25 protein-coding genes are annotated in these 26,954 nt (G+C 66.9%); 10 read left to right on the forward strand and 15 right to left on the reverse strand.

Features of this window, described 5'->3' with window-relative positions; all coding sequences use genetic code 11:
* Positions 1 to 61: 61 nt before the first annotated feature.
* Entirely contained in the window at positions 62 to 1,879 is a 1,818-nt protein-coding gene (locus DD559_RS18930; RefSeq protein WP_116470545.1) for a cation:proton antiporter, read from the forward strand.
* The gene (locus DD559_RS18935; RefSeq protein WP_116470546.1) at positions 1,876 to 2,511 is read left to right on the forward strand and encodes an OmpA family protein; all 636 of its coding nucleotides are present in this window, start codon (positions 1,876 to 1,878) and stop codon (positions 2,509 to 2,511) included. The genes DD559_RS18930 and DD559_RS18935 overlap by 4 nt, the downstream gene beginning before the upstream one ends.
* Positions 2,512 to 2,579: 68 nt before the next feature.
* On the opposite strand, the gene cysK is transcribed toward DD559_RS18935, so the two are convergent.
* From cysK to DD559_RS18960, 5 genes are all read right to left on the reverse strand, one after another.
* Positions 2,580 to 3,500: a cysteine synthase A gene (gene cysK / locus DD559_RS18940; RefSeq protein ID WP_116470547.1), complete on the reverse strand. Its 921-nt coding sequence runs from the start codon at positions 3,498 to 3,500 to the stop codon at positions 2,580 to 2,582.
* Positions 3,497 to 4,819, reverse strand: a complete 1,323-nt coding sequence (locus DD559_RS18945) for an MFS transporter (RefSeq protein WP_116470548.1) — start codon at positions 4,817 to 4,819, stop codon at positions 3,497 to 3,499. Before DD559_RS18945 ends, cysK begins: the two co-directional genes overlap by 4 nt.
* 65 nt (positions 4,820 to 4,884) lie before the next feature.
* Positions 4,885 to 6,279: an MFS transporter gene (locus DD559_RS18950; protein WP_116470549.1), complete on the reverse strand. Its 1,395-nt coding sequence runs from the start codon at positions 6,277 to 6,279 to the stop codon at positions 4,885 to 4,887.
* Between the two features lie 219 nt (positions 6,280 to 6,498).
* A complete protein-coding gene (locus DD559_RS18955) occupies positions 6,499 to 6,693 on the reverse strand; it encodes an HP1242/YdcH family protein (protein WP_116470550.1) in 195 nt (64 codons plus the stop codon).
* A gap of 237 nt (positions 6,694 to 6,930) precedes the next feature.
* Positions 6,931 to 7,461, reverse strand: a complete 531-nt coding sequence (locus DD559_RS18960; protein WP_116470551.1) for a glycine zipper 2TM domain-containing protein — start codon at positions 7,459 to 7,461, stop codon at positions 6,931 to 6,933.
* Positions 7,462 to 7,635: 174 nt separating this feature from the next.
* On the opposite strand from DD559_RS18960, the gene DD559_RS18965 reads away from it, so the two are divergent.
* Positions 7,636 to 7,977, forward strand: a complete 342-nt coding sequence (locus DD559_RS18965; RefSeq protein WP_116470552.1) for a WYL domain-containing protein — start codon at positions 7,636 to 7,638, stop codon at positions 7,975 to 7,977.
* Positions 7,978 to 8,026: 49 nt separating this feature from the next.
* Here DD559_RS18965 and DD559_RS18970 read toward each other — a convergent pair whose 3' ends face one another.
* Positions 8,027 to 10,336 carry an ATP-dependent helicase gene (locus DD559_RS18970; protein WP_116470553.1) on the reverse strand — a complete coding sequence of 770 codons (2,310 nt, stop codon included), beginning with the start codon at positions 10,334 to 10,336 and terminating at the stop codon, positions 8,027 to 8,029.
* Between the two features lie 132 nt (positions 10,337 to 10,468).
* On the opposite strand from DD559_RS18970, the gene DD559_RS19690 reads away from it, so the two are divergent.
* Together DD559_RS19690 and DD559_RS18975 are read left to right on the forward strand one after the other, a co-directional pair.
* Positions 10,469 to 10,657, forward strand: a complete 189-nt coding sequence (locus tag DD559_RS19690) for a hypothetical protein (protein ID WP_133243862.1) — start codon at positions 10,469 to 10,471, stop codon at positions 10,655 to 10,657.
* Positions 10,658 to 10,719: 62 nt separating this feature from the next.
* The gene (locus DD559_RS18975) at positions 10,720 to 12,360 is read left to right on the forward strand and encodes an inorganic phosphate transporter (protein ID WP_165831149.1); all 1,641 of its coding nucleotides are present in this window, start codon (positions 10,720 to 10,722) and stop codon (positions 12,358 to 12,360) included.
* A gap of 35 nt (positions 12,361 to 12,395) precedes the next feature.
* Here DD559_RS18975 and DD559_RS19920 read toward each other — a convergent pair whose 3' ends face one another.
* Entirely contained in the window at positions 12,396 to 12,569 is a 174-nt protein-coding gene (locus DD559_RS19920; protein WP_165831150.1) for a hypothetical protein, read from the reverse strand.
* A gap of 128 nt (positions 12,570 to 12,697) precedes the next feature.
* Between DD559_RS19920 and DD559_RS18980 the strand changes: the two genes are divergently transcribed.
* The gene (locus DD559_RS18980) at positions 12,698 to 13,960 is read left to right on the forward strand and encodes an MFS transporter (protein ID WP_116470555.1); all 1,263 of its coding nucleotides are present in this window, start codon (positions 12,698 to 12,700) and stop codon (positions 13,958 to 13,960) included.
* 4 nt (positions 13,961 to 13,964) lie between these two features.
* Here the strand turns inward: DD559_RS18980 and rsmD are convergent, their stop codons facing one another.
* Positions 13,965 to 14,504: a 16S rRNA (guanine(966)-N(2))-methyltransferase RsmD gene (gene rsmD / locus DD559_RS18985; protein ID WP_116470556.1), complete on the reverse strand. Its 540-nt coding sequence runs from the start codon at positions 14,502 to 14,504 to the stop codon at positions 13,965 to 13,967.
* Positions 14,504 to 16,084 (reverse strand): pseudouridine synthase, encoded by a 1,581-nt coding sequence (locus DD559_RS18990; protein WP_116470557.1) that lies wholly within the window; start codon positions 16,082 to 16,084, stop codon positions 14,504 to 14,506. The genes rsmD and DD559_RS18990 overlap by 1 nt, the downstream gene beginning before the upstream one ends.
* 107 nt (positions 16,085 to 16,191) lie before the next feature.
* Between DD559_RS18990 and DD559_RS18995 the strand changes: the two genes are divergently transcribed.
* Positions 16,192 to 16,629 carry a response regulator gene (locus tag DD559_RS18995; RefSeq protein ID WP_116470558.1) on the forward strand — a complete coding sequence of 146 codons (438 nt, stop codon included), beginning with the start codon at positions 16,192 to 16,194 and terminating at the stop codon, positions 16,627 to 16,629.
* Here the strand turns inward: DD559_RS18995 and DD559_RS20325 are convergent.
* Positions 16,626 to 16,757 carry a hypothetical protein gene (locus tag DD559_RS20325; RefSeq protein ID WP_276308192.1) on the reverse strand — a complete coding sequence of 44 codons (132 nt, stop codon included), beginning with the start codon at positions 16,755 to 16,757 and terminating at the stop codon, positions 16,626 to 16,628. The genes DD559_RS18995 and DD559_RS20325 overlap by 4 nt on opposite strands.
* Positions 16,758 to 16,784: 27 nt before the next feature.
* Positions 16,785 to 17,978, reverse strand: coding sequence for an aromatic ring-hydroxylating oxygenase subunit alpha (locus tag DD559_RS19000; RefSeq protein WP_116470559.1), 1,194 nt, complete (start codon positions 17,976 to 17,978; stop codon positions 16,785 to 16,787).
* Positions 17,979 to 18,495: 517 nt separating this feature from the next.
* On the opposite strand from DD559_RS19000, the gene DD559_RS19005 reads away from it, so the two are divergent.
* Positions 18,496 to 19,776, forward strand: coding sequence for an AmpG family muropeptide MFS transporter (locus tag DD559_RS19005; protein ID WP_240610412.1), 1,281 nt, complete (start codon positions 18,496 to 18,498; stop codon positions 19,774 to 19,776).
* 9 nt (positions 19,777 to 19,785) lie between these two features.
* On the opposite strand, the gene cysS is transcribed toward DD559_RS19005, so the two are convergent.
* Both cysS and DD559_RS19015 read right to left on the reverse strand, forming a co-directional pair.
* Entirely contained in the window at positions 19,786 to 21,222 is a 1,437-nt protein-coding gene (gene cysS / locus DD559_RS19010; protein ID WP_165831151.1) for a cysteine--tRNA ligase, read from the reverse strand.
* A 48-nt stretch (positions 21,223 to 21,270) separates the two neighbouring features.
* Positions 21,271 to 21,561 carry a hypothetical protein gene (locus DD559_RS19015; RefSeq protein WP_116470561.1) on the reverse strand — a complete coding sequence of 97 codons (291 nt, stop codon included), beginning with the start codon at positions 21,559 to 21,561 and terminating at the stop codon, positions 21,271 to 21,273.
* Positions 21,562 to 21,950: 389 nt separating this feature from the next.
* On the opposite strand from DD559_RS19015, the gene DD559_RS19025 reads away from it, so the two are divergent.
* Complete coding sequence (locus DD559_RS19025) at positions 21,951 to 22,361, forward strand: glycine zipper 2TM domain-containing protein (RefSeq protein ID WP_116470563.1); 411 nt, start codon at positions 21,951 to 21,953, stop codon at positions 22,359 to 22,361.
* 58 nt (positions 22,362 to 22,419) lie between these two features.
* Here DD559_RS19025 and DD559_RS19030 read toward each other — a convergent pair whose 3' ends face one another.
* Both DD559_RS19030 and DD559_RS19035 read right to left on the reverse strand, forming a co-directional pair.
* Positions 22,420 to 23,691, reverse strand: coding sequence for a sigma-54-dependent transcriptional regulator (locus DD559_RS19030; protein WP_116470564.1), 1,272 nt, complete (start codon positions 23,689 to 23,691; stop codon positions 22,420 to 22,422).
* Positions 23,688 to 25,376, reverse strand: coding sequence for a sensor histidine kinase (locus DD559_RS19035; protein ID WP_116471033.1), 1,689 nt, complete (start codon positions 25,374 to 25,376; stop codon positions 23,688 to 23,690). Before DD559_RS19035 ends, DD559_RS19030 begins: the two co-directional genes overlap by 4 nt.
* A gap of 224 nt (positions 25,377 to 25,600) precedes the next feature.
* On the opposite strand from DD559_RS19035, the gene DD559_RS19040 reads away from it, so the two are divergent.
* Complete coding sequence (locus DD559_RS19040; protein WP_116471034.1) at positions 25,601 to 26,944, forward strand: dicarboxylate/amino acid:cation symporter; 1,344 nt, start codon at positions 25,601 to 25,603, stop codon at positions 26,942 to 26,944.
* The last annotated feature ends 10 nt before the right edge of the window (positions 26,945 to 26,954 follow it).

The raw sequence follows: 26,954 nt of genomic DNA on the forward strand, positions 1-26,954 counted from the left end.
GCCGTGACCGTATTGCAGTGCCGCACCTTTTAACTCTGCACCGACGAGGTAGTTTCCCCGAATGCATCAACCCGCGCTTGTCATCGCGTTGATCGGTGCGCTCGGCATCGGTGCGCAGTGGATCGCCTGGCGTACCGGCTGGCCCGCCATCGCGCTGATGCTCGTTGCCGGGGTGCTGGCGGGGCCCGTGGCAGGTCTGATCGAGCCGCACGCGGTGTTCGGCGAGCTGCTCGAGCCGATCGTCTCGATCGCGGTCGCGCTGATCCTGTTCGAAGGCGGCCTCAGCCTCAATTTTCGCGAGTTGCGGCGGACGGACGGTGCCGTCACCCGGCTGGTGTTGCTGGGGGTGCCGATCGGCTGGGGGCTGGGGACGCTGGCGCTCTATTACGCTGCCGGACTGGTATGGCCGGTGGCCACGCTGTTCGCGGGCATCCTTGTCGTCACCGGGCCTACGGTGGTGCTGCCGCTGCTGCGCCAGAGCAATGTCGCGCAGCGCCCACGCGCGATCCTCAAATGGGAAGCGATCGTCAACGATCCGATCGGCGCATTGTGCGGACTGATCACCTATGAATATCTCCGCCGGGTGGGCGATGGCGGCACGCTGCTCAGCGTGCTGGGCTCGCTGCTTGCCGCCAGCGTCGTCGCCGGGCTGATCGGCTGGGGCGCGGCAAAGGCGATCGGCTGGGCCTTCCCGCGCGGTCATGTGCCCGAGTATCTGAAGGCGCCGGTGCTGCTCGTCGCGGTGATCGGCGTGTTCGTGGGATCGAACCTGATCCAGCAGGAAACCGGGCTGATCACCGTGACGGTGATGGGCGTGGCGCTGGCCAATATGCGCCTCGATTCGCTGCGGGACATTCATCCGTTCAAGGAGAACGTCACCGTCCTCCTCATCTCCGGCGTGTTCGTGCTGCTCTCTGCCTCGCTCGATTTCGAGGTGTTGCGGCATTTCGAATGGCGCTTCCTCGCCTTCCTCGCCGCGTTGCTGTTCCTCGTGCGGCCGATCACGGTGCTGCTGAGCCTCGCCTTCACCAAGGTACCGTGGAACGAGCGGTTGCTCGTCGCCTGGATCGCGCCGCGCGGTATCGTCGCCGTGGCGATTTCGGGGCTGTTCGCGCTGCGGCTCGACAAGCTCGGCTACAGCGACGGCGCGATCCTGGTGACGCTCTCCTTCGCCGTCGTGGTTGCGACGATCGTCGCGCACGGCTTCTCGATCGGCCCGGTCGCCAAGTTGCTGAAGGTGACGGGTGCAACCGAGCGCGGGCTGTTGATCGTCGGCGGCACGCCATGGAGTTTGGCCCTGGCCGATCAACTGCGCCAGCTCGATGTGCCGGTGACGATCTGTGACACCAGCTGGCAACGGCTGCGTGCCGCCCGCTCGGCGGGCATTCCGACCTATCATGGCGAAATCCTGGCGGAGGCGACCGAGGATCGGCTCGATCTCTCGCAGTTCCAGGTGCTTGCCGCGACCAGCGACAACGAGGCGTATAACGCGCTGGTCTGCAACGAATTCGCTCCCGAGATCGGGCGAGACAATGTCTATCAGCTCGGCAGTGGCGGGCATGGCGAAGATGCGCGGGCGCTGCCCGAATCCCTGCGCGGCCGCGCGCTGTTCACCAATGGCCATGGCGTCGACGAGATCGTCGAGCGTGAGCGCGAAGGCTGGAGCTTTCGCAAGACGCGCTTGACCGAGCAGTTCGATTTCGACGCCGCCAAGGCCGATCTGCCGGATGCGGCGGACATGCTGCTGCTGGTGCGCAAGGGCGGGCTGCTCCGCTTCTTCTCGCACGCCAGCCGGCCGACGCCGCAACCCGGCGACACGATCATCTCATACGTGCCCCCCATGCCGGCGGCGCGACGGCTTCAGGAGGAGGTTGCATGAGCAGATGGGCGATGCTGGCACTCGCCGCGATTGCGCTGGCGGGATGCGATGCCCGCGTGCCCGCGGGTGACAATGCGGCGGCAGAGAATAAGAGCGTTCTTGCCGAAGACGCGGCCGCGAACGACAGTGTGGCGGAAGTACCCAAGTCGATCCTGCGGCCCGAAGTGGTGTCCGACGAGCCCGAAAAGCCCGTGCTGAAGCCGCTGGACCTCGTGGTGCCCTTCGGCACGTCCGGGCTGAAGCTGGACGATGCCGGCCGCAAGCTGATCGATGCGCTGCTAGCCGATCCAACGACGGCCGCGGGCGGTGCGATCACGATCGGCGGGCATAGCGACACGCGCGGCAGCGACCGCGACAACCTGGTTGCGTCGCGCAAGCGCGCGGAGGCGGTGCGCGAGTATCTGTTGTCGAAGGGCGTGCCCGCCGAGCGGATGACCGTGATCGCGTTCGGGGAAGCCCGCGCGCTGGTGCCGAACGCCAAAGCGGACGGCAGCGACGACCCCGATGCGCGGGCAAAGAACCGGCGCGTCGAGGTGCAGGTGGCGCTTCCCGCAGTCGCGCAACCGCCGGCGGTCGCGCCGGACGATGGAACCGCCAAGGCTTCCGTCGTTGATGCTAAGACCCAGGAGTAGGTCGTAACACGCTGTCATCCCGGCTTTCGCCGGGATGACGGTGGAGGGGCAGCGCCCTCGACCTCCGATCAGCTCTCCGGCAGGAAGTCCGGCACGCTCAGATAGCGCTCGCCGGTGTCGTAGTTGAAGCCGAGCACACGGACGCCTTCGGGCAGGTCGGGCAGCTTCTGGAGGATGCCCGCCAGCGTCGCGCCCGAGGAGATGCCTACCAGCATCCCCTCTTCGCGCGCCGATCGCCGCGCCATGTCCTTGGCGACGGCGGCGTCGACCTTGATAACCCCGTCAATTGCCTCGGTGTGCAGGTTCTTCGGCACGAAGCCCGCGCCGATGCCCTGGATCGGGTGCGGGCCCGGCTGGCCGCCCGAGATGACCGGCGACAGTTCCGGCTCGACCGCGAAGACCTTCAGGTTCGGCCATTCCTTTTTCAGCGCTTCTGCGACGCCGGTGATGTGCCCGCCGGTGCCGACGCCGGTGATGATCACGTCGATCGGCGTGTCGCGGAAGTCGTTGAGGATTTCCTGCGCAGTGGTACGCACATGCACGTCAACGTTCGCAGCATTTTCGAACTGCTGCGGCATCCACGCGCCCGGCGTGTTCTCGACGATTTCGATCGCGCGTTCGATCGCGCCCTTCATGCCCTTTTCGCGCGGGGTGAGGTCGAAGCTGGCGCCATAGGCGAGCATCAGTCGGCGGCGTTCGAGCGACATGCTCTCCGGCATCACCAGGATCAGCTTATAGCCCTTCACCGCCGCGACCATCGCCAAGCCGACGCCGGTATTGCCGCTGGTCGGCTCGACGATCGTGCCGCCGGGCTGGAGGCTGCCGTCCTTTTCGGCGGCCTCGATCATCGCCAGCGCGATGCGGTCCTTGATCGAGCCGCCGGGGTTGGAGCGCTCGGACTTGATCCACACCTCGGCGCCGGGGAACAGCTTCTGGATACGAACGTGCGGCGTGTTGCCGATCGTCTCGAGGATCGTGTTGGCCTTCATGTCGTCATCTCCTTGGCAGGAACTTCGAGGGTGGCCGGGGGATCGAAGGTTCGAGCCCGCTTGAGCTCAGGGAATAGCTTCGCCCACAGGGCCGTGACAAGGATCGCGCCGATGCCGCCGCCGATCACCGCGGCGACGGGTCCGATCAGCGCGGCGAGGAAGCCGCTTTCGGCCTCGCCCAGCTCGTTGGAGCCGGAAATGAACAGGGTAGAGACGGCACCGACCCGGCCGCGCATCTCGTCCGGCGTGTAGAGCTGGATCAGCGACTGGCGGACATAGACCGACACCATGTCGGCCGCGCCCAGCACGAACAAGGCGGCAAGCGAGATCAGCACCGCGGGGGAAAGGTCGGTCCCCACCGCCTTGGGGCCGAGCACCGGTACCAGCAGCGGGGCCGCCGCGCCGAACACCACCGTCGCCAGGCCGAACAACGCGACCGCGACCAGCATCTTCACGCCCACATTGGTCCTGAGCGGACGCCACGAGAAGAACAAAGCCGTCACCACCGCACCCAACGCCGGGGCGGCACGAAGGTGCCCGAGCCCCTCCGATCCCACCTGCAATATGTCACGCGCATAGACCGGCAGCATCGCCGTCGCGCCGCCGAGCAGCACCGCGAACAGGTCGAGCGAGATCGCGCCGAGCACCAGCCGGTTGCGGCGGACATAGTGCAGGCCGTCGACCATCTGCGCCCAAGGGCTGCCGGTGAACTTGCGCGCGGCGGTGGGTACCGGGCCGATCAGGAACAGCATCAGCAGCGACACCAGGAACAGCCCGCCCGAAACGGCATAGGCCAGCCAGGACGCGGCGGCGTAGAGGTAACCGCCCATCGCCGGGCCGATCACGGTACCGGTCTGCCAGGCGAGCGAACTGAGCGCGATCGCGGTGGGCAGCACCGCCTTGGGGACGAGGTTCGGCGCCAGCGCACCCAACGCCGGACTCACGAACGCGCGCGCCACGCCGAGCAGCGCGGCGATGCCGAACAGCGCGGGCAGGGTGACGGTGTGCCGCCAGGTCAGCCAGGCGAGGGCGAGGGCGCAGAACGCCTCCAGCGCGACTGCCGCACGGGCGATCCAGCGCCGGTCGATCCGGTCTGCCACCCAACCGGCGAACAGCGACAGGAACAGCAGCGGCAGGAACTGTGCGACGCCGATCATGCCGAGCTGAAAGGCGGCTTCCTTGATGCTCATCGTGCGGCGGGCAATGTCATAGACCTGCCAACCGATCACGATCACCATCGCCATCTGCCCCAGCGTGGCTGCGAGGCGCGCAATGAAGTAAGCGCGGAAATTGCCGATGGTGAACGGATGTGGAGTCATGCGCCCGCTCTTGGCGCGCAGCCGCTTGCGGCGCAATGCTTGCTTGGTTTGTGGGCGCTAAAGCTTTACCCTAACTGTGCCGGCTGGGCCTGATCCGTCTCTGTCTTCGCGGGATTGCGGACCGAAGGGCGCAGCCGGGCAAGGCTGCATAGCCCGGCGACGAGCGCAAGGCCGGCGGCGACCAGGGCCGGGGCCATGCCGGCACCGACGCCCATCGCCAGCAGCGCCGCGACCAGCGTCGCGCCGGTGGTCTGTCCCACCATCCGCGTCGTCGAGATCAGGCCGCCCGCCGCCGCCGCGCGCTCGACCGGCGCCGAGCCGATGATCAGCCGCGCATTGGGCGACAGGAACATGCCGAACCCGGCGCCGGTGAGCGACATCCGCCAGGCGATATCGAAATAGCTCGGGTCATGTGGCAGGAAGGCGAGGGCGGCGAGGCCGGCAATCGCTACGCCCATGCCGATCCCGCCCAGCGCACCGGCCGGATATTTGTCGGATAGGGTGCCGGCGAGCGGGGCGACGAACATCGTCGTCAGCGGCCAGGGCGCGATCACGGCGCCTACTTCGGACGGCGCGAAGCCATAGCCGTGCTCGAGCCGGAAGGGCAGCGAGAGCAGCAGCGTCATCGTGGCGATGAAGGCGGTGAACGCGCCGATGGTCGACAGCGCGAGCACCGGCCGCGCGAGCAGGTCGACCGGCAGGATCGGCTCGGCCTCGCCCTGTTCGCGCCGCACGAAGATCACGCCGATCGCGATGCCCGCGATGACCACCGCAGCAGACACTTCCGGGCTATCGCCATGCACCGCGCTTTCAAGCCCGCCGATCACCAGGCCGAACATCGCGGCGCACAACACCGCGCCCAGCACGTCGAACGGCGCCTTGGAGCGGGGCGCATCCGGCAGCGAGCGGCCGAGCACAAGGCTCGCGATCGCGAACGGCACGGCAGAGGCGAATACCCAGGGCCAAGGCCCGACTGCGAGCACAAGGCCGCCCAGCGTCGGCGCGATCGCCGCCGATACCGAAACGACCACGGAGTTGACGCCGAGGCCGCGCCCCAGCTGCTTCGGGGGATAGATCTGTCGCACCAGCGCCGAGGAAACGCTGAGCGCCGCCGCTGCGCCTGCCGCCTGCGCGGCGCGGACGATCAGCAGGAAGGGCAGGCTTTTGGCAAAGAAGCAGAGGATCGTGGCGACGGTGAAAACGATCTGGCCCAATTGGTAGAGGCGCTTCATGCCGATCCGGTTGCCCAGCCCCGAAAAAGGCAGGAGCAGCATCACCAGCACCAGCTGATACACCGTCACCACCGCGACGGCGGCGGCGGAATCAACGTGCAGATCGTGCGCGATCGTGGGCAGGGCGACAGTGGCGATGGCGCCATCGATCACCACCAGTGCGGTGCCGAAAGACACTGCGGCGATGGCGGTCAGGCGCCGCGGCATGGGAAGACCTTCGGCTTGCATCGCGCCTTAGTGCACCAACACGCGCCCGGTTCCCAGCCCGGAACTCGGGCGGCAACCCATGGGTTAGGGGAAGCCGAAAGGAAACGTTCAGGAGGTTGGAATGGGTAAAGGCATCTTGTTGTGGCTATTGGGGATTCCGCTGCCGATCATCATCCTGCTGTTGATCTTCTGGCATTGAGCGGAGCGGGTCCGGCGTGCGGCCGGACCCGGCCATGGGCGTCAGCGGCTGCCAGGCACCAGGGCGAGCTGGGCGGCGGGCGCCGGCATGTAGAGGTGGAGGCGGTCCTTCACCGCGAGCTTGTGCTTTTTCAGCTGCGCCAGTCGGAAGCGGTCCGGCAGGACACTTCGCAGTTCGCGGCGGATCTCGCGTTCGAGCATCCGGTGGGTGGCGATCAGGCGTTCTACAATCGTCATCTTCTTGGCTCCAATCGATGGATCTGCATCGATCGAGCGGCCCGATGGGAGGGGGGTGCGAGGGAGGGGAAGACACCGCCGATCCTGCACCGAGCACGCTCGATGCGGTCCGACATCACGGGGCTTCTGGAGAAGCCGCCGCCAGAGGGGCCCGGTCCCGCAAGTTCAACATAAGCATGCCTTGATCCAGGACAAGGGGGCCTCGTGAAAGATCGCACGAGACCCCACAAGGCGTGCTCAACGGCAGCGCACGTCCTGATTGTTCATTTGGTTGTTGCGATCGATCGAGTTGCCGATCGCGCCGCCGGCGATCGCGCCCAGCAGCGTGCCGACCGTACCCGAATGGCGGCTGGAGATCACGTTGCCGAACAGGCCGCCGGCAGCCGCGCCGACGATCAGGCCGGTCGTGCCGTCGGGCCGCTTGCAGTAATAGCGGCCGTCCTGTCCGCGATAGACGCGGTCATCGGCGCTCAGCACCCGCTCGCTGCTTCCGGGGCGATAATAACGCGAGGGCTCGTAGTCGCCTTCGTCGCGAATATCGATGCGCGGCGGTGGCGGAGCATGGGCGAGCCAGTCGCTATACTGGGCATAGCGATCGGCGGCCTGCTGGAAGATACGATACTCGCGGTCGAAACGATCCCGTGCGGCTTCGAACCGGGCGCGCTCCTGATCGGGCGAGGAGTAGCGGGGATCGCTTTGCGCCGACGCCGGCGCCGCGAACGACAGCCCGGCAGCCATCACAGCGGCAAGCGCCACGAAATGCTTCATTTCAAATCTCCTTCATCAGCGATACCGGTGCTAAGCCGGGTAGGGCTGCTTCTTCGAAGCTTGCGCGTGAAGGGCGGCTGAACGAAGCTGGACCGAAACGAACGGGGGAGAGGGCTGTCATGGTGAATGCGGATTATTGTTGCTGCTATGCAGCATTGGTATCATATTTGTACCATGAGCGTTCCTGAAACCGTGTCTGAAGCCCCTGTCAACAACACCCCGTTCGTGCTGGAAGGTATTGTTCGCCTGCGCTGTCTGCAGGTGACGTATAATCGCACGCGCATGATCGTGGGCCCGCACATCCTCTATACCCGCAACGAGTCGCTGTACGCCGATGCGCTGATCGTCTCGCGCGAAGGGATGCTGCCGCGCGAGCCGAAGATCGCGACGTTCAAGGTTGACGGACTCCGTGAAGTCTCGGTGCTGGACCGTGCGTTCGAGATCAGCCCGCTGTTTGACGCGGAGCTGGAAAAATACGCGGGTGTCACCCTGATGATGGTTGAGCCACAAGCGTGATCGACCAATATGTCATCGTGCGTTCTTATGGTTCACTCTTAAGTCCCTGCTAGTCGCCGGGGCTGACGAAGCTGTCCATCACGCGCTTGCGGCCGGCCTGTTCGAAATCGATCTCGAGCTTGTTTCCTTCGATCTCGGCGATGCTCCCATAGCCGAATTTCTGGTGGAAAACACGCATCCCGATCTTCAGGTCGGTTCTCGGTTTTGCAGCAAAACTAACTGCAGATGCTCGGCTTTCCAGAACGCGCGGCTGCTCTCGAGTGAACCCGCGGGAGGGGAAGGTTCCGCCCGGATTCTTCAGGTCGACACCGGCGGCGCGTTGCCACCCCGGTCCGCGCCCGGTCCCGCGCGAGGCATCTGCGAAAGGATCGGCGCGCTCGCTCCAATTCGCGCGCCACAGGCTTTCCCCGCCGGTCATCGTGTTTTCCGAATCGACATGCTCGGGGGGGAGTTCGGCGACGAAGCGGCTGGGCAGGCTGGACGTCCACTGCCCGTAGATCCGGCGATTGGCCGCATGGAGGATGGTCGCCCGGCGGCGCGCCCGTGTGATCGCGACATAGGCGAGGCGGCGCTCTTCCTCCAGGCTGGCCAGGCCGCCTTCGTCGAGCGCGCGCTGGGACGGAAAGATGCCTTCCTCCCATCCGGCCAGGAAGACCGTGTCGAACTCCAGGCCCTTGGCGGCATGGATCGTCATGATCGTGACCTTGGGCTCCTCGGCGCTCGCCTCGTTGTCCATCACCAGGCTGACATGTTCCAGGAAGGCCGAGAGGTTTTCATACTCCTCCATCGCCCGGACGAGTTCGTTCAGATTTTCCAGCCGTCCGGCTGCCTCGGCGGTGCGATCGGCCTGCCACATCGCGGTATAGCCGCTCTCGTCCAGGATGATGCGGGTGAGATCGGGGTGTTGCAGATCGTTGCCCATGCTGCGCCAGCGCGCCATGTCGCCGATCAGATTGCCGAGCGCGCGCCGGGCCTGCGGTGTGAGTTCGTCGGTATCCAGGATGCGCGCGGCGGCAACCGCAAGCGGCAGTCCTTGCGCGCGGGCGAACTGATGGACCTTGGACAGCGCCTTGTCGCCCAGGCCGCGTTTCGGCACGTTGACGATCCGTTCGAACGCCAGATCGTCCGCCGGCTGTGCGACGACGCGGAGATAGGCGAGCGCGTCGCGGATTTCCTGCCGCTCGTAGAAGCGGAAGCCGCCGATGATGCGATATGGCAGGCCGATCGCGATGAACCGGTCTTCGAATTCGCGGGTCTGGTGCTGGGCGCGGACCAGGATGGCGGTGGCGTCGAGGCTCAGGCCGCCGCGCTGCAGTCCCTCGATCTCCTCGCCGACGCGCCGGGCTTCTTCCGGCCCGTCCCATACGCCCAGGACCTTCACCTTCTCACCGACGTCGATATCGGTCCACAGCGTCTTGCCCAGCCGCCCGCCATTGTTGGCGATCACGCCGGATGCGGCGCCCAGGATATGCGGCGTGGAACGATAATTCTGTTCCAGCTTGATGACCGAAGCGCCGGGGAAGTCCTTCTCGAACTTAAGGATATTTTCAACCTGCGCGCCGCGCCAGCTGTAGATCGACTGGTCGTCGTCGCCGACGCAGCAGATGTTCTTGCGCTCCTGGGCGAGCAGGCGCAGCCACAGATACTGGACGGCGTTGGTATCCTGATACTCGTCCACCATGATGTAGCGAAAGCGCTTCTGATACTGCTCCAGAACCTCACGATTTCTCTTAAGAATGGTGAGCATGTGGAGGAGAAGATCGCCGAAATCGCAAGCGTTCAGCAGCCGCAGCCGCTCCTGGTACTGGGCATAGAGCGATTGCCCGCGGCCATTGGCATAGGTTTCCGATTCCCCCGCATCGAGATCAGCGGGGGCAAGGCCGCGATTCTTCCAGCCGTCGATCAGCCCGGCCAACTGCCGTGCCGGCCACCGCTTCTCGTCCAGTTCGTTCGCGACGATCAGCTGCTTCAACAGGCGCAATTGATCGTCGGTATCGAGGATGGTGAAGTTGCTTTGCAGCCCCGCCAGTTCGGCATGACGCCGCAGCATCTTCGCGCCGATGGCGTGGAAGGTGCCCAGCCAGGGCATCCCCTCCACCGCGTCGCCTACCAGCCGGCCGACCCGCTCCTTCATCTCGCGCGCGGCGCGATTGGTGAAGGTGACCGCCAGGATCTCGGACGGATAGGCGCGGCGCGTCCAAAGCAGATGCGCGAGCCGCGCCGTCAGCGCTGCCGTCTTGCCGGTGCCGGCGCCGGCCAGCACCAGCACCGGCCCTTCCGTAGTCAGCACGGCCTTGCGCTGCGGTTCGTTCAGGCCCTGAAGATAGGGCGCATCCTGCATTTCGATCGGAAGCGACATTCGTGAACAACTAGGGAACGCAAGGCGCGGGGGCAAGCGCCTGCCGATCCGGCGGGCTGGCCAGGGGTTGCTTGCGCGGCGCCGCCATGGTCTGTCCGGGCGTGTGGGGCTGGGGGTAACAGCGAGTAATCTATGAACGTTCGAAATCTGTCTCGACGACTGAAGATTCGGCTCGCGATCGTGCTGGTGATCGCAATCGTCGTGGGGCTGGTCGGCTGGTGGGGCGAGAGGGGGCAGGACGTGTGCGTGAACAATCGCGAGGAGCAGCGCGATTCCAGCGGCAAGGTGGTGCGCATCGTTCGGACGGAATGCGTGCGCTGAACCCGCGGGGGCGCCGCGCCTGTCATGATCCTGTCATACGCTAGCTTCAAGGCACGCGCATCATGGCGACGCTAGCAATGGAACAGGCTCCGCAGGCCGAAACGCCGCGAAGTCCCCGATTCGACTATCAGACGCATCCGCTCGCCAAGCTGCTCTTCGCAGCGATCGTGATCGGCGGCCTGGCCTTTGCCGGCTGGAGCGTGCTGACCGACACCCGCGGCGTGGGCGAGGAACTTGCCCTGGGCGCGTTCCTGTTCCTCGCGCTCGCGCTGGTGATCGCGCTGGGCTTCGAGTTCGTGAACGGCTTCCACGACACGGCGAATGCCGTCGCCACGGTGATCTATACCAATTCGATGCCGGCGCACCTTGCGGTCGTCTGGTCGGGATTCTTCAATTTCCTGGGCGTGATGGCTTCCAGCGGCGCGGTGGCCTATTCGATCATCACGCTGCTGCCGGTGGACCTGATTCTGAACGTGGGATCGGCGCCCGGCTTCGCGATGATCTTCGCGCTGCTCCTAGCCGCAGTACTCTGGAACCTCGGCACCTGGTATGTCGGTCTGCCGAATTCCTCCAGCCATACGCTGATCGGATCGGTCCTTGGCGTCGGTCTGGCCAACCAGATCATTTCCGCGGGATCGCGCGGCGGCACTGCCGGCGTCGACTGGAGCCAGGCGCAGAAGGTGCTGACCGGCCTGTGGATGGCGCCACTGATCGGCTTCACCGCCGCGCTGCTGCTGCTGATCGCCCTGCGTATCCTGGTACGCAACCCGAAGCTGTATCGCGCTCCCGATGACAGCACGCCGCCGCCCAAGGGCATTCGTGCGCTGCTGATCTTCACCTGTACTGCCGTTTCCTACAGCCACGGGTCGAACGACGGGCAGAAGGGCATGGGGCTGATCATGCTGATCCTGATCGGCTGCGCGCCCACTGCCTATGCGCTGAACCGGACGCTTCCGGCGAACTCGACTCCCGCGTTCGTGCAGACCGCGAACATCGCAACCGCCGCCTTCGATACACGCAGCGGCGGCATCCAGCTGGCGCCTTCGGAGGCGCGCGTGACGCTGACCCAGGCACTGCAGCAACGCAGCGCGGAGGGCCCCCGTGTCTATGCCGCGCTCGAAACGCTCTCACGGCACCTCACCAATCGCGTCGCGAGCTATGGCTCGCTGCGGGCGGTACCCGCCGAAGCGACCTCGAACGTGCGCAACGACATGTATCTGGTGCTGGATACTACGAAGCTGGCGATCAAGAAGGAAACCGCCTTCCGGCCGGCCGAGCTCTCCGCCCTGAAGGCGTATCAGAAGAGCCTGGAGGCCGGCACGCGCTTCATCCCGCTATGGGTGAAGATCGTCGTCGCGCTGGCATTGGGGCTGGGCACCATGATCGGCTGGAAGCGGATCGTCGTCACCGTGGGTGAAAAGATCGGTAAGCAGCATATGACCTACGGCATGGGCGCGTCGGCCGAACTCGTCGCCGCCGGGACTATCCTGGCCGCCGATGGCTTCGGGCTTCCGGTTTCCACGACCCATATCCTGTCGTCCGGTGTCGCCGGCGCTTCGGTCGCGAGCGGTTCCGGGCTTCAGGCGCGGACGATCCGCAATCTTGCCCTGGCCTGGCTGCTGACGCTGCCGGCCGCGATGGTGCTTTCGGGCGGGCTGTATTGGCTGATGCTGATGGCCGTTCGTACCTTCGGCCTGCAGTGATCGGGCGGGCGGGGTGCTGCCCCGCCCCACCGCCTTCAGCCGCGCAGCAGATCGTGGACGGCCAGGTGCAGGCCGCTTTCGACGCCGCTGCTATCGGCGCGCAGATCCGCCTTCACATGCTCCACAGGGTTGTAACAGGCCACGAGCCCGCCCGCGAGCAGTGCGAAGAATGTGGCGTAGAACAGACGCTTCAAGGGCGATTCGCGCATATCCCGTCTCCCAAATCCGGTGCAGCGAGTACGGGCATATCGATATCGTGCCGAAACTTTCCGCCCGCTGAACGACGCTTGACCGACGCGCCGACTGGCCCGAGGGAGGCGCCGGGGAGGATTGCCAGATGGCCCATGCCGCAGCGCCCGCGTCCCACCGCCGCATCCTGTTTGCGAGCCTGGTGGGTACGTCGGTCGAGTTTTATGATTTCTACATCTACGCCACGGCTACGGCCCTGGTTTTCGGTCCATTATTCTTCCCGGCGCAGGAGCCCTGGCTGCAACAGGTGGCTGCTTATGCCAGCTTCAGCGTGGCGTTCTTCGCGCGGCCGCTGGGCGGGCTGGTATTCGGGCATTACGGCGATCGGCTGGGGCGCAAATCCACGCTCGTCGCATCGCTGATGCTGATGGGGATTTCGACCGTGCTGATCGGTTGTCTCCCCAGCCATGCGATGATCGGCTGGGTGGCGCCGCTGCTGCTGTGCCTGTTGCGATTCGGCCAAGGGCTGGGCCTGGGCGGCGAATGGGGCGGGGCGAGCCTGCTGGCCGTGGAATATGCGCCCAAGGGCTGGGCCTATCGCTATGGCAGCTTTCCGCCGCTGGGCGCGCCCGTCGGCTTCATCGCCGCCAATGGCCTGTTCCTGCTGCTCGGCGCCTTTCTGGACGATGCGGCTTTTCGCGATTGGGGATGGCGCCTGCCATTCCTGGCCAGCGCGGGACTGGTCGCACTCGGCCTGTGGGTGCGCCTGAGCATCGCCGAGACCCCGGCCTTTGTGGAAGCGACGGAACACGCGCCGCCGCCGCAGGTGCCGCTGGGCGTGCTGGTGCGTTCGCACCTGGCGCCGACGCTGGCGGGCACGCTGGGCACCATCGCCTGCTTCGCGCTGTTTTATGTCGCCACGCTGTTCGCCATCGGCTTCGGCACCAAGGCGCTCGGCTATGCTCGCGAAGCGTTTCTGGGGGCGGAGCTCGGCGCCATCCTGTTCATGGCCCTGGGCATCGGTGCAGCGGGCTGGCTGGCAGACAAGCGGGGCGCAGGCCTGGCGCTGGCGCTTGGCTGCTTGGCGATGGTGCCGCTGGGGCTGGCGATGCCGGTGCTGCTGGTACCGGGGTCGCTTGGCGCGGTGTTCGCGTGGCTGGCGGCGGGGCTGTTCGTGATGGGTTTCGTCTATGGTCCGCTGGGCGGCTGGCTGCCGAGCCTGTTCCCGGCACAGGTGCGCTATACCGGCGTATCGGTGACGTTCAATCTGGGCGGCATCCTGGGCGGCGGATTGACGCCGCTGATCGCGGAGACGCTGGTCCAGCGCGGCGGCATCGGCATGGTCGGCTGGTATCTCGCGGGCGCCGCGGGCCTCAGCCTGATCGGGCTGATGCTCACGCGGCGTCGCTGACGGTTCAGGCTGGGCGGAGCAGGGTTAGCTTCGCCTTGCCATGCACCCGTTCGACATCGACGACGAAACCCGCAACGGATACGTCCTCGTTATAGGCGGTTTCGATGCTCACCCAGCTGCCCGGCCCGGTCCAGCCGAGCCGGGAGAGCTTGTCGAGCGCGACCGCGCCTGCGCTGGTGCCATAGGGCGGATCCATCATGATGAGGTCCAGCGGCGCACGCGCCGGCCCGAGCGCCAGCACCGATCCCGGGCGCACATCCGCCCCCTTTGCCCCCAGCTTCGCGATATTCGCCTTCAGCACGGCCAATGCGGCGCGATCCTGTTCGACGAAGACGCAGCTGGCGGCACCCCGGGACAGCGCCTCCAGCCCGAGCGTACCCGATCCGGCGAAGAAATCGCCCACCGCCAGCGCCTCGAAACTGCCCAGGCGCGAGGCAAGCATCGAGAACAATGCCTCGCGGGTGCGGTCGGCGGTGGGTCGGGTGGTGTCTCCCTTGGGCGCCAGCAGCGGGCGGCCGCGCCATTCCCCGGCAATGATCCGCATCAGCCGCGCCCCCGTGGCGGACGGGAAGGCTTGCCGCCGCCGGGCCGGGGCCCGCGTGGGTTATCGCTGCCACCGGGTCGTGCCGGGCGCGGACCGCCCCTGGGCCTTTCGCCACCTTCAAATCCGGGCCGGGCAGGGCGGGGGCCGCCACGGGGGCGTTCGGCGCCCTCGAAGCCGGGGCGTGGCGGACGCGGGCCGCCGCGAGGGCGTTCGGTGCCTTCAAATCCTGGACGCGCCGCGCGCGGACCGCGCGGGCTCTCACGCTCGCCATAGCGCTGCGATACTGCGGCGCGGGGGCGTTCGGCACGATCCGTGCCGGGCCGCCCCGATCCGCCTTCGCGCCGGCCATCGACATCGCCGCCGCGCTGCGAACGAAAGCTGCGGGGACGCTCTTCACCCTCGTATGGCCGGCGTCCGCGCGGCGAGTCGCCTCCGCCATCGCGCTGCGAGCGACCGCCGCGCGGACGGTCGTCCGCGGTGCCGGTGTCCCGGCCGGCACGGGACGCCCATGGGCGTTCCGCGCGATCGGCTTCGCGCGGCGCGCGCGTTTCGCGGAACGCCTTGGCGCGCCCGGCGCGTGCGGGATTGGCGACACGATCGCTGGCGCCCGCGCGCGCGGAAAGCTGGCCGGTGGTGCGTGTGCCCGGCTTCGGCTTGGCTTCCGGCGTGGCGCGTGCGGTGAACACCGGCCCCTTGGCTGCCGGCGCGGCTGCGGGCTTCGCGATCCTGCGGCGGCCTTCGGGCTCCACCTTGCTGGCCTTTTCGACGGGTTCGATCACCCGCTGGCGGACGGAGAATTGCAGGTTGGAGGCGGCCTTGCCGCCGCCGGGCTTGGACAAGACGGTGCGGAACGTCACCAGATCGTTATGGCGGATCTCATCGACGTCGCCGCTGGGCAGGTCGCCGAGATAGAAGGGGCCGTAACGGGTGCGGATCAGGCGGCTTACCTGAAGCCCCAGATATTCGAGAACGCGACGGACTTCGCGGTTCTTGCCTTCCGTCAGCGTCATCTCGATCCAGAGGTTCGCGCCGGTCCGCCGTTCGATATTGGCGTTGATCGGGCCATAGCGGACGCCTTCGATCTCGATGCCCAGCATCAGGTCCTCAAGCTGTTCCTGGCTCACCTGGCCATAGGCACGGGCGCGATAGCTGCGCTCCACGCCGGTGGAAGGCAGTTCCAGTTCGCGCTTCAGCTCGCCGTCCGTGGTTAGCAGCAGCAGCCCTTCGGTATTGAGGTCGAGTCGGCCGACAGGGATCACGCGCGGCAGGCCTTCGGGCAGCCGATCATAGATGGTCGGGCGGCCGGTGAAATCGCGTTCGGCGGTCAACAGGCCGGCCGCCTTATGGTAGCGAAACAGCCGCGCCGGAGTTGCTGCGGCCACCGGTTCGCCGTCGACGGTTACGCCGTGCAGCGAGCCGAGCAGAGTTGCAGGGGTATCGAGAACCGTGCCGTTCAGGGCGACGCGGCCCTCGGCAATCATGCGTTCGATTTCGCGGCGCGAGGCGATGCCGGCGCGGGCGAGGAGCTTGGCGATCCGCTGAGGAGCGCCCGCCGTTTTCGGGGGAATGGATACAGACACCGCGGCGATATAGCGATTATGCTTCGCCGAGCAAAAATTTATACGGTGCGCGATCGGAACTTGCGCGTTAGGCGATCGGGCAAGACTTTGATTTGGGGCCGGAACGAATGTTGTTCGGGAGAAAGAAACGGCGGATCGAGCACCTTCTGGTCGTCGAGGACGAGCCGTTGGTGGCTTTTGACACCGAGCATTTCCTCCGCGAGTCGGGCTTCACCATCGTGGCGACGGTGGATTCGGTAGCGCAGGCGAGTCGCATCGTGGAGAACGAGTCGTTGATCGATCTGGTGCTTGCGGATATCCGCCTTTCCGACGGCAGCGGGGTTGAGGTGGCAAAGGCGGCACAGGCGCGCGGTGTGCCGGTGCTGTTCGTTACCGGCAATTGCCCGGCAGAGGCGCGGGCGCTTGCCGCCGGCTGCCTCGCGAAGCCCTATCCCCAGCGCGATCTGCTGGTGGCGATCGACGCGATCGACGCGGTGCTCGCCGGGCGTGCGGCGCCGAAGCGGCTGCCGCACAGCTTCAGCCTGTTCCTGGCGCCCGGCGATTAGTGGAGAAAGAGTTCCACCACGACGGCCGCCCAGGCGAAGACCGAGGCGAGCACCGCCAGCCGTGCGACCGTTTCCGAAGGCGATGCCGGCTGGGGGCGGGCGATGCTGCGGGTGGTGGAACGGGGCATGGGCAACTCCTTTTCTGGATACGCTGACTATAGCGCCGAATTCTGAACGGCAGCCTGCCGGAACGGGAATGCGGCGGATTTTTCCGGCGTGTCGGCGCGGGCGAGCCACGCTTCCACCGTATCATGGAACTGGCGTACGCCCTGTTCGAGCCCGCCCAGGGTGATCTCCTCGATTGCGCCGGCGGCGAGGCCCTGCTGGCCCAGTGCGCAGGCACGGAAATCCTCTGACGCGAAGACGCCGCCGTCGAGCAACTGCCAGCTGCGTTCCCAATGATCGCGCGCCTTCGCGGTGGCGGGGGGCGCGGGGATCAGCATGAAATCCTCGACCAGTACGCGATCGACGGCCTGGGGCATCAAGATCATCAGGTTGATGTAATCCGGGCTCACCGCCAGCACCGCTCCGGGAAACATCTGATAGGTATAGGTGATCGCCCCGCGCAATGTCGGCCAGTCGCCGGCGGCGAGCTCGGCGATGCTCGCAGCGCGGCCTACGGCCGAGCGCTGGTGCGGGCCGATCCGGTCTGCCGCCGATACGCCGTCGTGAAAGAAGGGGGCGATGGTGCCGGCGTGGAGGCGCTGGATGTGGTAGCTTTCCAGAAACGCGTCCATGACCAGCTTCCAGTTCGCCGGAACGTCGTGCGTGCGCCGGCGGAAGCAATGCTGGCCGGCAAGATCGAACGCGGCGAAGTCCTGCGCCAGCGCGTCCGCATGGGTGAAGTCCGCCGATTGGTCGAAGGCGAACCAGATCAGGCCGCCGGCCTCGTGCGTCGGCAACGGCCGCAGGGCGTAGTCGGCCTTGTCGAGTCCCGGAAAGGATTCCGGGCGGGGCACGCCGGCGAGGCGCCCGTCGAGCCGGTAGCTCCACGCGTGATACGGGCAGATGAGCCGCGGCGCCTTCACGACGTCGCACCCCTCGACCAGCCGCGTGCCGCGATGCCGGCAGACGTTCAGGAAGACGCGGGCGGTGCCCTGAGCGTCGCGGGTAAGCAGCAGGGGCTTGCCGAAGCCGTCGTGCGGGACGGCCGATCCCGGATCCGGCAGCAGTGCGGAGGGCGCGAGCACCAGCGGGGCGCGGCGGAAGATCGCCGCTTGCTCGGCGGCGAAGCGTTCCGGGCAGGTATAGCGGGATGCCGGGACATGGCTGATCGGCCCGGTTCCGACATCGCCGCCGCGTGCAAGCGTGGCGGCCAGCGCGCGTTGCCCTTCGGTTGGTGCGTTCATGGCTATCCTCTCCCGAATTTTCGGCTAGTTTCCTCCCCGAATGACCGACGAACAAGCACCAAAAGCACGCCCTGGCGCCACCGCGCCGCTGATCCTTCTCGCCCAGCTGATGCTCGCCGCGGCGCTGGCGCTGCTGGTGGCCCCATGGGCGCGGATCGTGCCGGCGGCGGGCGAAGCGCTGCCGATGCCCGGCTACGGATTCGCCATCGGCTGGAGCGACGGCGCGGCACTGCTGCCGCCGTCGATGACGTTCCTCCTGGGCCTCCTCGCCCTGGCGCTGGCGCTGGTGCTGAGCGTGGCGTGGCGCGGCCGGGCCGGTGCCAGCCTGGTGATGGCGGGCAGTGCGGTCGGTGCGGCCGTGTTGATACTGGCGGCCCTGTTTCCCGTGCTCTCGCCGCCCAAGACCCTGGCGGGAGCCCGGTTGGCGCTCGACTGGGGAGGCGTGGCGGCGCTGGCGGCACTGCTCGCGGCGTTCCTTCTCGCCCGGAAGGCCGCGCCGGCGGACTGGCGCAGCGAGTTGCCGGATGGGGTGCGGCCCTATTTCGCCAAGGGGCCGCTCGCGTCCTTCGCGCTCGGCATCTCTTCCGGTTTCCCCTTCGCGATGATCGGCGCGACGCTGACGACGCGGCTGGCGCAGACCGGGATCGACAAGTCCACGGTCACTGCGTTCACGCTCGCCATCCTGGTCTATAACTTCAAGTTCCTCTGGGCCTGGATCGTCGACGGTGTGCCCATCCCGCTGCTCGGGCGGCTGGGCCAGCGCGTTTCCTGGCTGATCGTCGCGGGCGCCCTGGTGATCGCGGCCACGCTCAACCTTGCGCTGGTGGTGCCCGATCCGGCCAATATCTGGCCGACGGTGACGGCGGCGGTGCTGATGGGCGCGGCGGGCGCCACCTACGACATCGTGATCGACGGCTATCGCATCGAAGTGCTGCAGCCGCACGAGCTGGGCTATGGATCTGGCATGTCGCAATATGGCTGGCGGATCGGATCGGTCGCGGCGGGCGCGATCGCGCTGGTGGTGGCCGGGCGATCGGGCTGGGAGATCGGCTATGGCGTGTGTGCGGTCTTCGCGCTGCCGGCGATCCTGACCGGCCTGATCGTGGGCGAACCCGAGCGTCGGCGCGAACCCGCCGAACGGCGCAGCGTCGCCACCGTCGCCGCCGCCATCTGGAAGCCGTTCGTGCAGTTCTTCGCCCGCGAAGGCGCGTTGATCGTGCTGCTGTTCATCGTGGTGCACAAGATCGGCGACACGCTCGCCAACCTCACCTTCCGCCTGCTGTTCAACGATCTGGGGTTCAGCAACGACGAAATTGCATTCTACGACGTTTCGCTCGGCTTTCTTGCCTATATGCTCGGCATCTTCCTGGGCGGTGTGCTCTATGCGCGCATGGGCATGAAGCGGTCGGTGATGCTGAGCCTGGTGCTGATGGCGGTATCGAACCTGAGCTTTGCCGGGCTCGCGGTGGCCGGGCATTCCAATATCGGCATGGCCGCCGCGATCGGGTTCGAGAACATCGCCAGCGGCATCGGCGGCGTGGTGGTGATCGCCTATTTCTCGGCGCTCACCGATCTGCGCTTCACTGCCGCGCAATATGCCCTGATCTCCGCCGGCGCCAGCATCGTCGGCCGGTTCGTCACCGGCACGACGGCGGGCAGCCTGATCAAGGCGATGGGCTATGTGGATTTCTACCTGTTCACCACCCTGATCGCGCTGCCCGGCGTCGTCCTCTATTGGTGGATGATGCGCAGCGGGCTGGTCGATCGCTCGATCGGCAGCGCCGGGCAGGGGGGCTGAGCCGGCGGCTCAGCCCTGGAGCGCCGGTTTCCAATCCCAGCCGAGCGGATCGCCGTCCATCACCTCCACGCCGGCCGCGGCAAGATCGTCGCGGATCCGGTCGGAGCGCTGGAAATCCTTCACCACCCGCGCTTCCTTACGCTCGACGAGCAGGTCGGCGATCGCCTCCGGCGTCATCGTCGTGTCCTTGGGCCGCATCCGCAGCTCTTCGCGGGTCAGCTCCGAAAGGCGCAGGCCGAGCACCTTGTCGAACTCGGCCAGCGCGGCCAGCCGGTCGGCGGGCGCGGTGCGTTTGTCCGCCAGCAACTCGTCCAGCACCGGCAGCGCCTTGGGCGTGTTGAGGTCGTCCGAAACGGCGGCGTCGAGCCGCTCCAGCCAGGCCGCCGGGGCCGTGCCTTCGCCTTCTGCCCGCGCCTTCAGCGCCGTCACCGTCATCACCAGCCGTTTCAGCCGCGTCAGCGCCGCCGCCAGATTGTCGGCCGAGAATTCCAGTTCGCTGCGATACTGCGCCTGAAGGCACAGCAGGCGATAGGCGAGGGGATGCACGCCCGCATCGATCAGCGATTGCAGCGTGGTAAAGCCGCCCTTCGATTTCGACATCTTTCCCTGGCGATCGACCAGGAAATTATTGTGCATCCAGAATTTCGCGCCGGTATCGCCGCAGCCGCAATAGGCCTGGTTCTGCGCGATCTCGTTGGGGTGATGGATCTCGCGATGGTCGATGCCGCCGGTGTGGATATCGAACGGCGCACCGAGATACTGGATGCTCATCACCGAGCATTCGAGGTGCCAGCCCGGCGCACCCTTGCCCCAGGGCGAATCCCATTCCATCTGGCGCTGCTCGCCGGGCGGCGACTTGCGCCAGATCGCGAAATCCTGCGGGTGCCGCTTGCCATCCACGGGATCGATCCGGCCTTCGGCGGCATCGTCGGCGGCGCCGGCGAGGCGGCCATAGTCCGGCACGGTCGAGACGTCGAAATAGAGCCCCGACTCGAGCTCGTAGCAATGCTCGGGCGCGATCTTCTCGGCAAAGGCGATCATCTGCTGGATGTGATCGGTCGCTACCGACCATTTGCTCGGTTCGGCGATGTTGAGGTCGCGGATATTCTGCTTGAACGCCGCGGTGTAATGGGCCGCGATGTCCCAGATGCTCTTGGCCTGGGCACGCGCGGCGGCTTCCATCTTGTCGTCGCCGGCATCGGCGTCGGACGTGAGGTGGCCGACATCGGTGATGTTGATGATATGGGTGAGCGGGAAGCCCTTCCAGCGCAGGACCCGGCTCAGCGTATCGGTGAAGACATAGGCCCGCAGATTGCCGAGATGGGCGTAGTTATACACGGTGGGCCCGCAGGAATAGACGCGCACGCCCTTTGCGGGATCGAGCGGCTGGAACGGCTCCAGCGAGCGGGAGAGCGAGTTATACAGGGTCAGCGGGGCGTCATGCATGGCAACGCCCATAGCGAAAGCCGCGCACCGAACAAACCTTCCGAATGGTCAGTCGATCGATGGCGGACGCTCGGCGATTGCGGCATTCACCATCGCGCTCCAGATACCGGCGGGATCGCCGCCGGCCGCTTCGCCCGCGCGGATCATCGCCGGCGTCGCTTCGCGCAGGGTGCGCAGTACCGCCAGCGCGCGTTCGGTTTCGCGCGGCCAGATCGTATCGACGATCTCGCTCACCGGGCGCCCGAGATCGCCGGCCCCTTCCGCATTGGGGCTCAGCATTTCGGCGGCGATGACGCGGGCGATGCGTTCGATGGGGGTTGTCGAGGCGATGCTGGTCATGCGGCTAACGGCGGTCGCGCGGGCGCGGGGCGGTTGCTCAGCGCGCTCTGGCCGGTCGTGCCAGCGTGCAGCGGCAGCGCGGTGCCGCAATAGGCGCACTCGGCCGTGATCCTACCGACCATCCAATGCGATTGGCCGCAGCCCGGGCAAGGATTGGTGTCCCGCGTTCGATAGAACAGGCGAACATGGTCCGACACGCGCCGGATACCGAAGTCATGCATGGCGAAATCCTCCTGTTGGAAGCGGAACGATGGCGAAACCTTCTGGTTCCGGAACGGCCGTACCTGCGGATGAACGCAAGCTAACGAGCGCATTCAGGCTCGCAACATCTGAAATATGCGAATCAGGCTTTCGACGGCGGCACAAGCGCCCCGCGAGGAGACGAGGACATGAAGAAGTTTCTGATCGGCGCCACCATGGCGGCCACGCTGATTTCCGGTGCAGTCGCCGCGACCCCCGCGGCAGCGCAGGATTGGGGCTATCGCGACGGTTATAGCCACTATGATCGTTATGATCGTGGCGACTACCGCGAATATCGCGATGTCCGTGATTATCGGGAATATCGCGACTATCGTGGCGATGCCCCGCGCTATGCCTATCGGGACCGCAACTATCGCCAGCGGTGCAGCGACGGCACTACCGGCACCATTCTGGGCGCGATCGCCGGCGGTCTGCTCGGTGGCGAAATCGGCCGCGGCAGCTCCTATCGCCGCAGCGGCACCGGCATGATCATCGGCGCAGGCGTCGGCGCGCTGGCCGGTCGCCAAGTGGATGGCGGCAACTGCCGTAGCAACCGCTAACCGGTCGCTTTCGGCAAGGGCGCTCGCTGCACGGGGCAGCGGGCGCCCTTTTGCTGTCTCATGCCTTTCCGCGCGCGCTGCGGAGATCGATTCCCAGGCGTTTCACCCGATAATAGAAAGTCTTGCGGGGAAGACCTAGCGTCGCGATCGCCGCATTGATCTCGCCATTGGCGGCGCTGATCGCCTGCAGGATCGCCGCCCGCTCAAAGGCTTCCAGGCGCTCTGTCAGCGTCGCGGGCCCCGGTGTCGCCGGCGCATCGATCGGCGGCTCCAGCCCCAGGACGAAGCGCTCCGCCGCCCGTTCCAGTTCGCGGACGTTGCCCGGCCATTCCCGCTCCGCCGCGCTATGGGCGGCGGCGGCCAGCGCCGCGGGCGGACGCTGGTGTCGTTCTCCGGCGTGCAGGGCAAAATGGGCGAACAGCAGCGGCACGTCTTCCCGCCGCTCCGCCAGCGGGGGCATTCGCAAGGGTACCCCGGCGAGCCGGTGATAGAGCGACGGGGGCAGGCTGTCGGCAGCGCCTTCCGCGATCGTGGCGATGATCCGCACGTCCACCGGATCAGGATCGCGCTGATCGGTCGCCACTGTCCGCGCTTCGGCGAACTGCGCCAGCCGGTGCTGCAGTGCGGGTTGGGCGAGGTGGAGATTGTCCAGGAACAGCGTGCCGCGATCGGCGCGGGCGACGATACCACCCCGCGCGAACAGCTCGCGCTCGACGATCAGCGGCGGCACCGTTGCGCAGTCGACCAGCTGGAAACGGTGGCGGCCGCGCCGGCCCCCGCGATGGACCAGCCGGGCGTACAGTTCCTTGCCGGTTCCGGTCGCGCCTTCCACGATCAGATCGAGCGAGGCGTCCGCGAGGAGCGGGATCATCTCCCGCAACCGCTGGATGGCCACCGATTCGCCGATCAGGGCGGTATCCGCGTCCCGTGCGGCTACGCGCAGCCGCCGATTCTCCAGCGCCAGCGTGCGGGCGGTGCCTGCGCGCTGCAAGGCAGCAGCCAGCGCCTCGCCCGGAAAGGGCTTGGTGAGGAAATCCCAGGCACCGGCCTTGATCGCGTCCACCGCCATGGCGACATCGCCGTGCCCCGTCATCAGGATCACCGGCAATTCGGGATCGGTGGCGCGCAGCCGGTGGAAGAAATCGACGCCGGACATCCCCGGCATCCGAACGTCGCTGACGACGACGCCGCGGAAATCGCCGTCGATCGCCGCCAGCGCCGTCATCGCATCGGCAAAGGGATGCACCGCGTGCCCGGCGAGGAGCAGCGCCTGGGTCAGCGCGGCGCGGAGATCGTCGTCGTCGTCGACAAGGGCGACCGGCACGTTCATGCGCGGCGCAGCACCAGTTCGAAACAGGCGCCTGGCGCCGCCTCCCGCACCCAGCGCAGCGTTCCCCCCAGTTCGGTCATGATATCGCTGGCGATCACCAGCCCCAGGCCGAGCCCGGTGGTACGGCTCGTGGCGAAGGGCGTGAACAGCCGGGCGGCGATATCGGGGGCGATGCCGGGGCCGTTATCCCGGATGTGGATCAGCACCTGCCCTTCACCGGGCGTGACCGAAATCGCGATCCGCGGGTCCGGCCGCTCGGCAAGCGCTTCCACGGCATTCTGCAGCAGGTTGACGAAGACCTGTTCCAGCCGCACCCGACCGCCCATCACCTCCAATGCGGGGTCGAACTGCGGTCGGTCCAGCCGTACGGTGCGAAGCTGTTCCTTCAGGATCAGCAGCGCGCCATCCAGCGCTTCCGCCAGCGGCAGGGCGCGAATTTCGCCCGGACGACGGCGGGAGAAGCCGCGGAGCTGGGCGGTCACCGTACCGATGCGGTCGCTCAGGCGGCGGATCGCATCGAGATTATCGCGTACCATGTCGTTCGCGCCGCGATCGAGCAGCGCAACGCTGGTTTCGGCATAGGTGCGGATCGCGGCGACCGGCTGGGCGGTTTCGTGGGCGACGCTGGCGGTCACCTGGCCGAGCGTTGCGAGGCGGTTCGCCTGGCGAAGCCCTTCGCGCAGTTCGGCGGCGCGGGCCTCCAGTGCGGTCCGCTCCTCGATCTCGCGCCGCAATGCCGCGGTGCGTTCCGCCACCGCCGCTTCCAGCTCGGAGGTTCGCCGCCTGGCCAGCGTCGTCCGCTGGCGCAAACCCGATATCAGCGCTGCCAGCGCCATCACCACCATCAGCGCGCTCAGTCCAGCGGTCCGCTGGGCGGCGCGCACGGCCGGGCCCACCTGGCGGCGCAGCGAAAGCTGCCAGCCGGGCTGCGCCGTCGCCACCCGCGCCTCGATCTGGTTGCGATCGACGGCGGGAAGCAGGATCGGGGGCGGCGCAGCGGGCAGGGCCGCCTCCCGCCGCAGCCACGCCAGCGTGGCCGGAAGGATCGGCCGTGCGACGGCGAAGCGCCACGCGGGGGTGCTGGCCACCAGCACCAGGCCGGTCGCATCTTCGACGAAGGTGTCGCCGCCGGCCCGCTGCCATGCCGCTTCGATCGCATCGAATTCCAGTTTCACCACGATCACGCCCGATGCCGCGGTACGCCGGGCGAGATAGAGGCCGGAATGGCGGCTTACCGTCCCGAAGGCGAATTGGCGGGCCTCTCTGGTGCGCAGCGCCTCGCGGAAATAGCGCCGAAAGCGATAATCCGATCCGACGAAACTCTGGGGCGAACGCCAGTTGCTTGCCGCCAGCGTGCGGCCGTTCGGCCCGATAAGGTAGATCGCGGCCGCGCCGGTAGTGCCGGCCAGTCGCTCCAGCTTTTCGTTCAGCGGGCGGGCGGCGGTTCCCTGCAGGGTGGCGACGACGTCGCGGTCGTCCGCCAGCGCCAGCGGCAGCAGGCGGAAGCGGGCGATTTCGCTATCGAGCAACGCCGCGCGGAGCTGAGCACCGGTGGTCGCGCCGGCGATCAGGGATTCGCGTGTCCGCGTGCCGCTGATCCAGCCCGTCGCCAGCGCCAGCGCCACCCCGATCAGCGTCGCCAACGCCCAGTAGCGCCATGCAAAGGATGATTCGCCCCGCGTCACCGCCCGGCTATCCGCCACAAATGCGCGATGTGCAAGTTTCTGCACATCGCCATGCCGGAGATGTGCCGATTTTCGCCCAAGCTTTCGGCCGGCCTGAAATCAAAAGATTGATTACTAACAATAAAATGGAATCCATGGTGCGTCTTTGCGCGCATTCGGGGCTGGGGCAGGGTTGTGCGATCGATGGCTACCGGCGTGCAACCGGAGCGAACGGAGAGGACTTCATGGTACGTATCGCGATCGATTCCCCAGTCGCCACCGGCGATAGCCCGGCGGTGCCCTCTCGGCCCTGGTATCGGCATCTCTATGCCCAGGTGCTGATCGCGATCCTCGCCGGCGTGCTGGTCGGCCATTACGCGCCGCACACCGGCGAAGCGATGCAGCCGATCGGCGACGGCTTCATCAAGCTGGTCAAGATGATCATCGCGCCGGTGATCTTCCTTACCATCGTCACCGGCATCGCCGGGATGCGCGACCTGAAGGCCGTCGGCCGGGTCGCGGCCAAGGCCTTTGCCTATTTCCTGTTCTTCTCCACGCTGGCGCTGGTCGTCGGCATGGTCGTCGCCAATGTCGTGCGGCCGGGCGCGGGGCTCAACATCGATCCCGCCTCGCTCGATGCTGGCAAGGTCGCCGACTATGCCGCCAAGGCGCATGAAAGTACGCTGACCGCCTTCCTGCTCGGCATCATCCCGAACACCTTCCTCTCCGCGATCACCGGCGGCAACATCCTGCAGACGCTGTTCGTCGCGATCCTGTTCGGCATCGGACTGGCGCTGATCGGCGACCGCGGCGAGCGGATCACCGGCGCGCTCGAGGACATCTCGCTGGCCATGTTCAAGGTCGTCGCGATCCTGATGAAGGCGGCGCCGGTCGGCGCGTTCGGCGCGATGGCGTTCACCGTCGGCAAATACGGCGTCGGCACGCTCGCCAACCTCGCCATGCTGGTGGGAACCTTCTATCTCACCTCCGCGCTGTTCGTGGTGGTCGTGCTCGGCGCGGTATCGGCGCTGGCCGGCTTTTCGATCTTCCGGCTGATTGCGTATCTCAAGGCAGAGCTGCTGCTGGTGCTCGGCACCTCGTCTTCGGAAAGCGCCCTGCCCTCGCTGATCGAGAAGATGGAGCGCGCCGGCTGTCCGAAGTCGATCGTCGGCCTTGTCGTTCCGACCGGCTACTCGTTCAACCTCGACGGCACCAACATCTACATGACGCTGGCGGCGTTGTTCATCGCCCAGGCGACCGGGGTCGAACTCTCGATCGGACAGCAATTCCTGCTGCTGGGCGTGGCGATGCTGTCCTCGAAGGGGGCGGCAGGGGTTACCGGCGCAGGCTTCATCACGCTGGCCGCCACGCTGTCGATCGTGCCCAGCGTGCCGGTGGCCGGCATGGCGCTGATCCTGGGGGTCGATCGCTTCATGTCCGAGTGCCGCAGCCTTACCAACTTCATCGGCAACGCGGTGGCGACGGTGGTCGTTTCGCGCTGGGAAGGGCGGTTGGACCATCGCGCGCTCGATGCCGCGCTTCGCGGCCAGGCCCCGCAGCTTCCCGCCGGCACCGCCTCGGCCGCCTAAGGAGCGTTCC

The organism is Sphingomonas pokkalii, from assembly GCF_003096275.1.
Taxonomy (GTDB): Bacteria; Pseudomonadota; Alphaproteobacteria; order Sphingomonadales; family Sphingomonadaceae; genus Sphingomonas; species Sphingomonas pokkalii.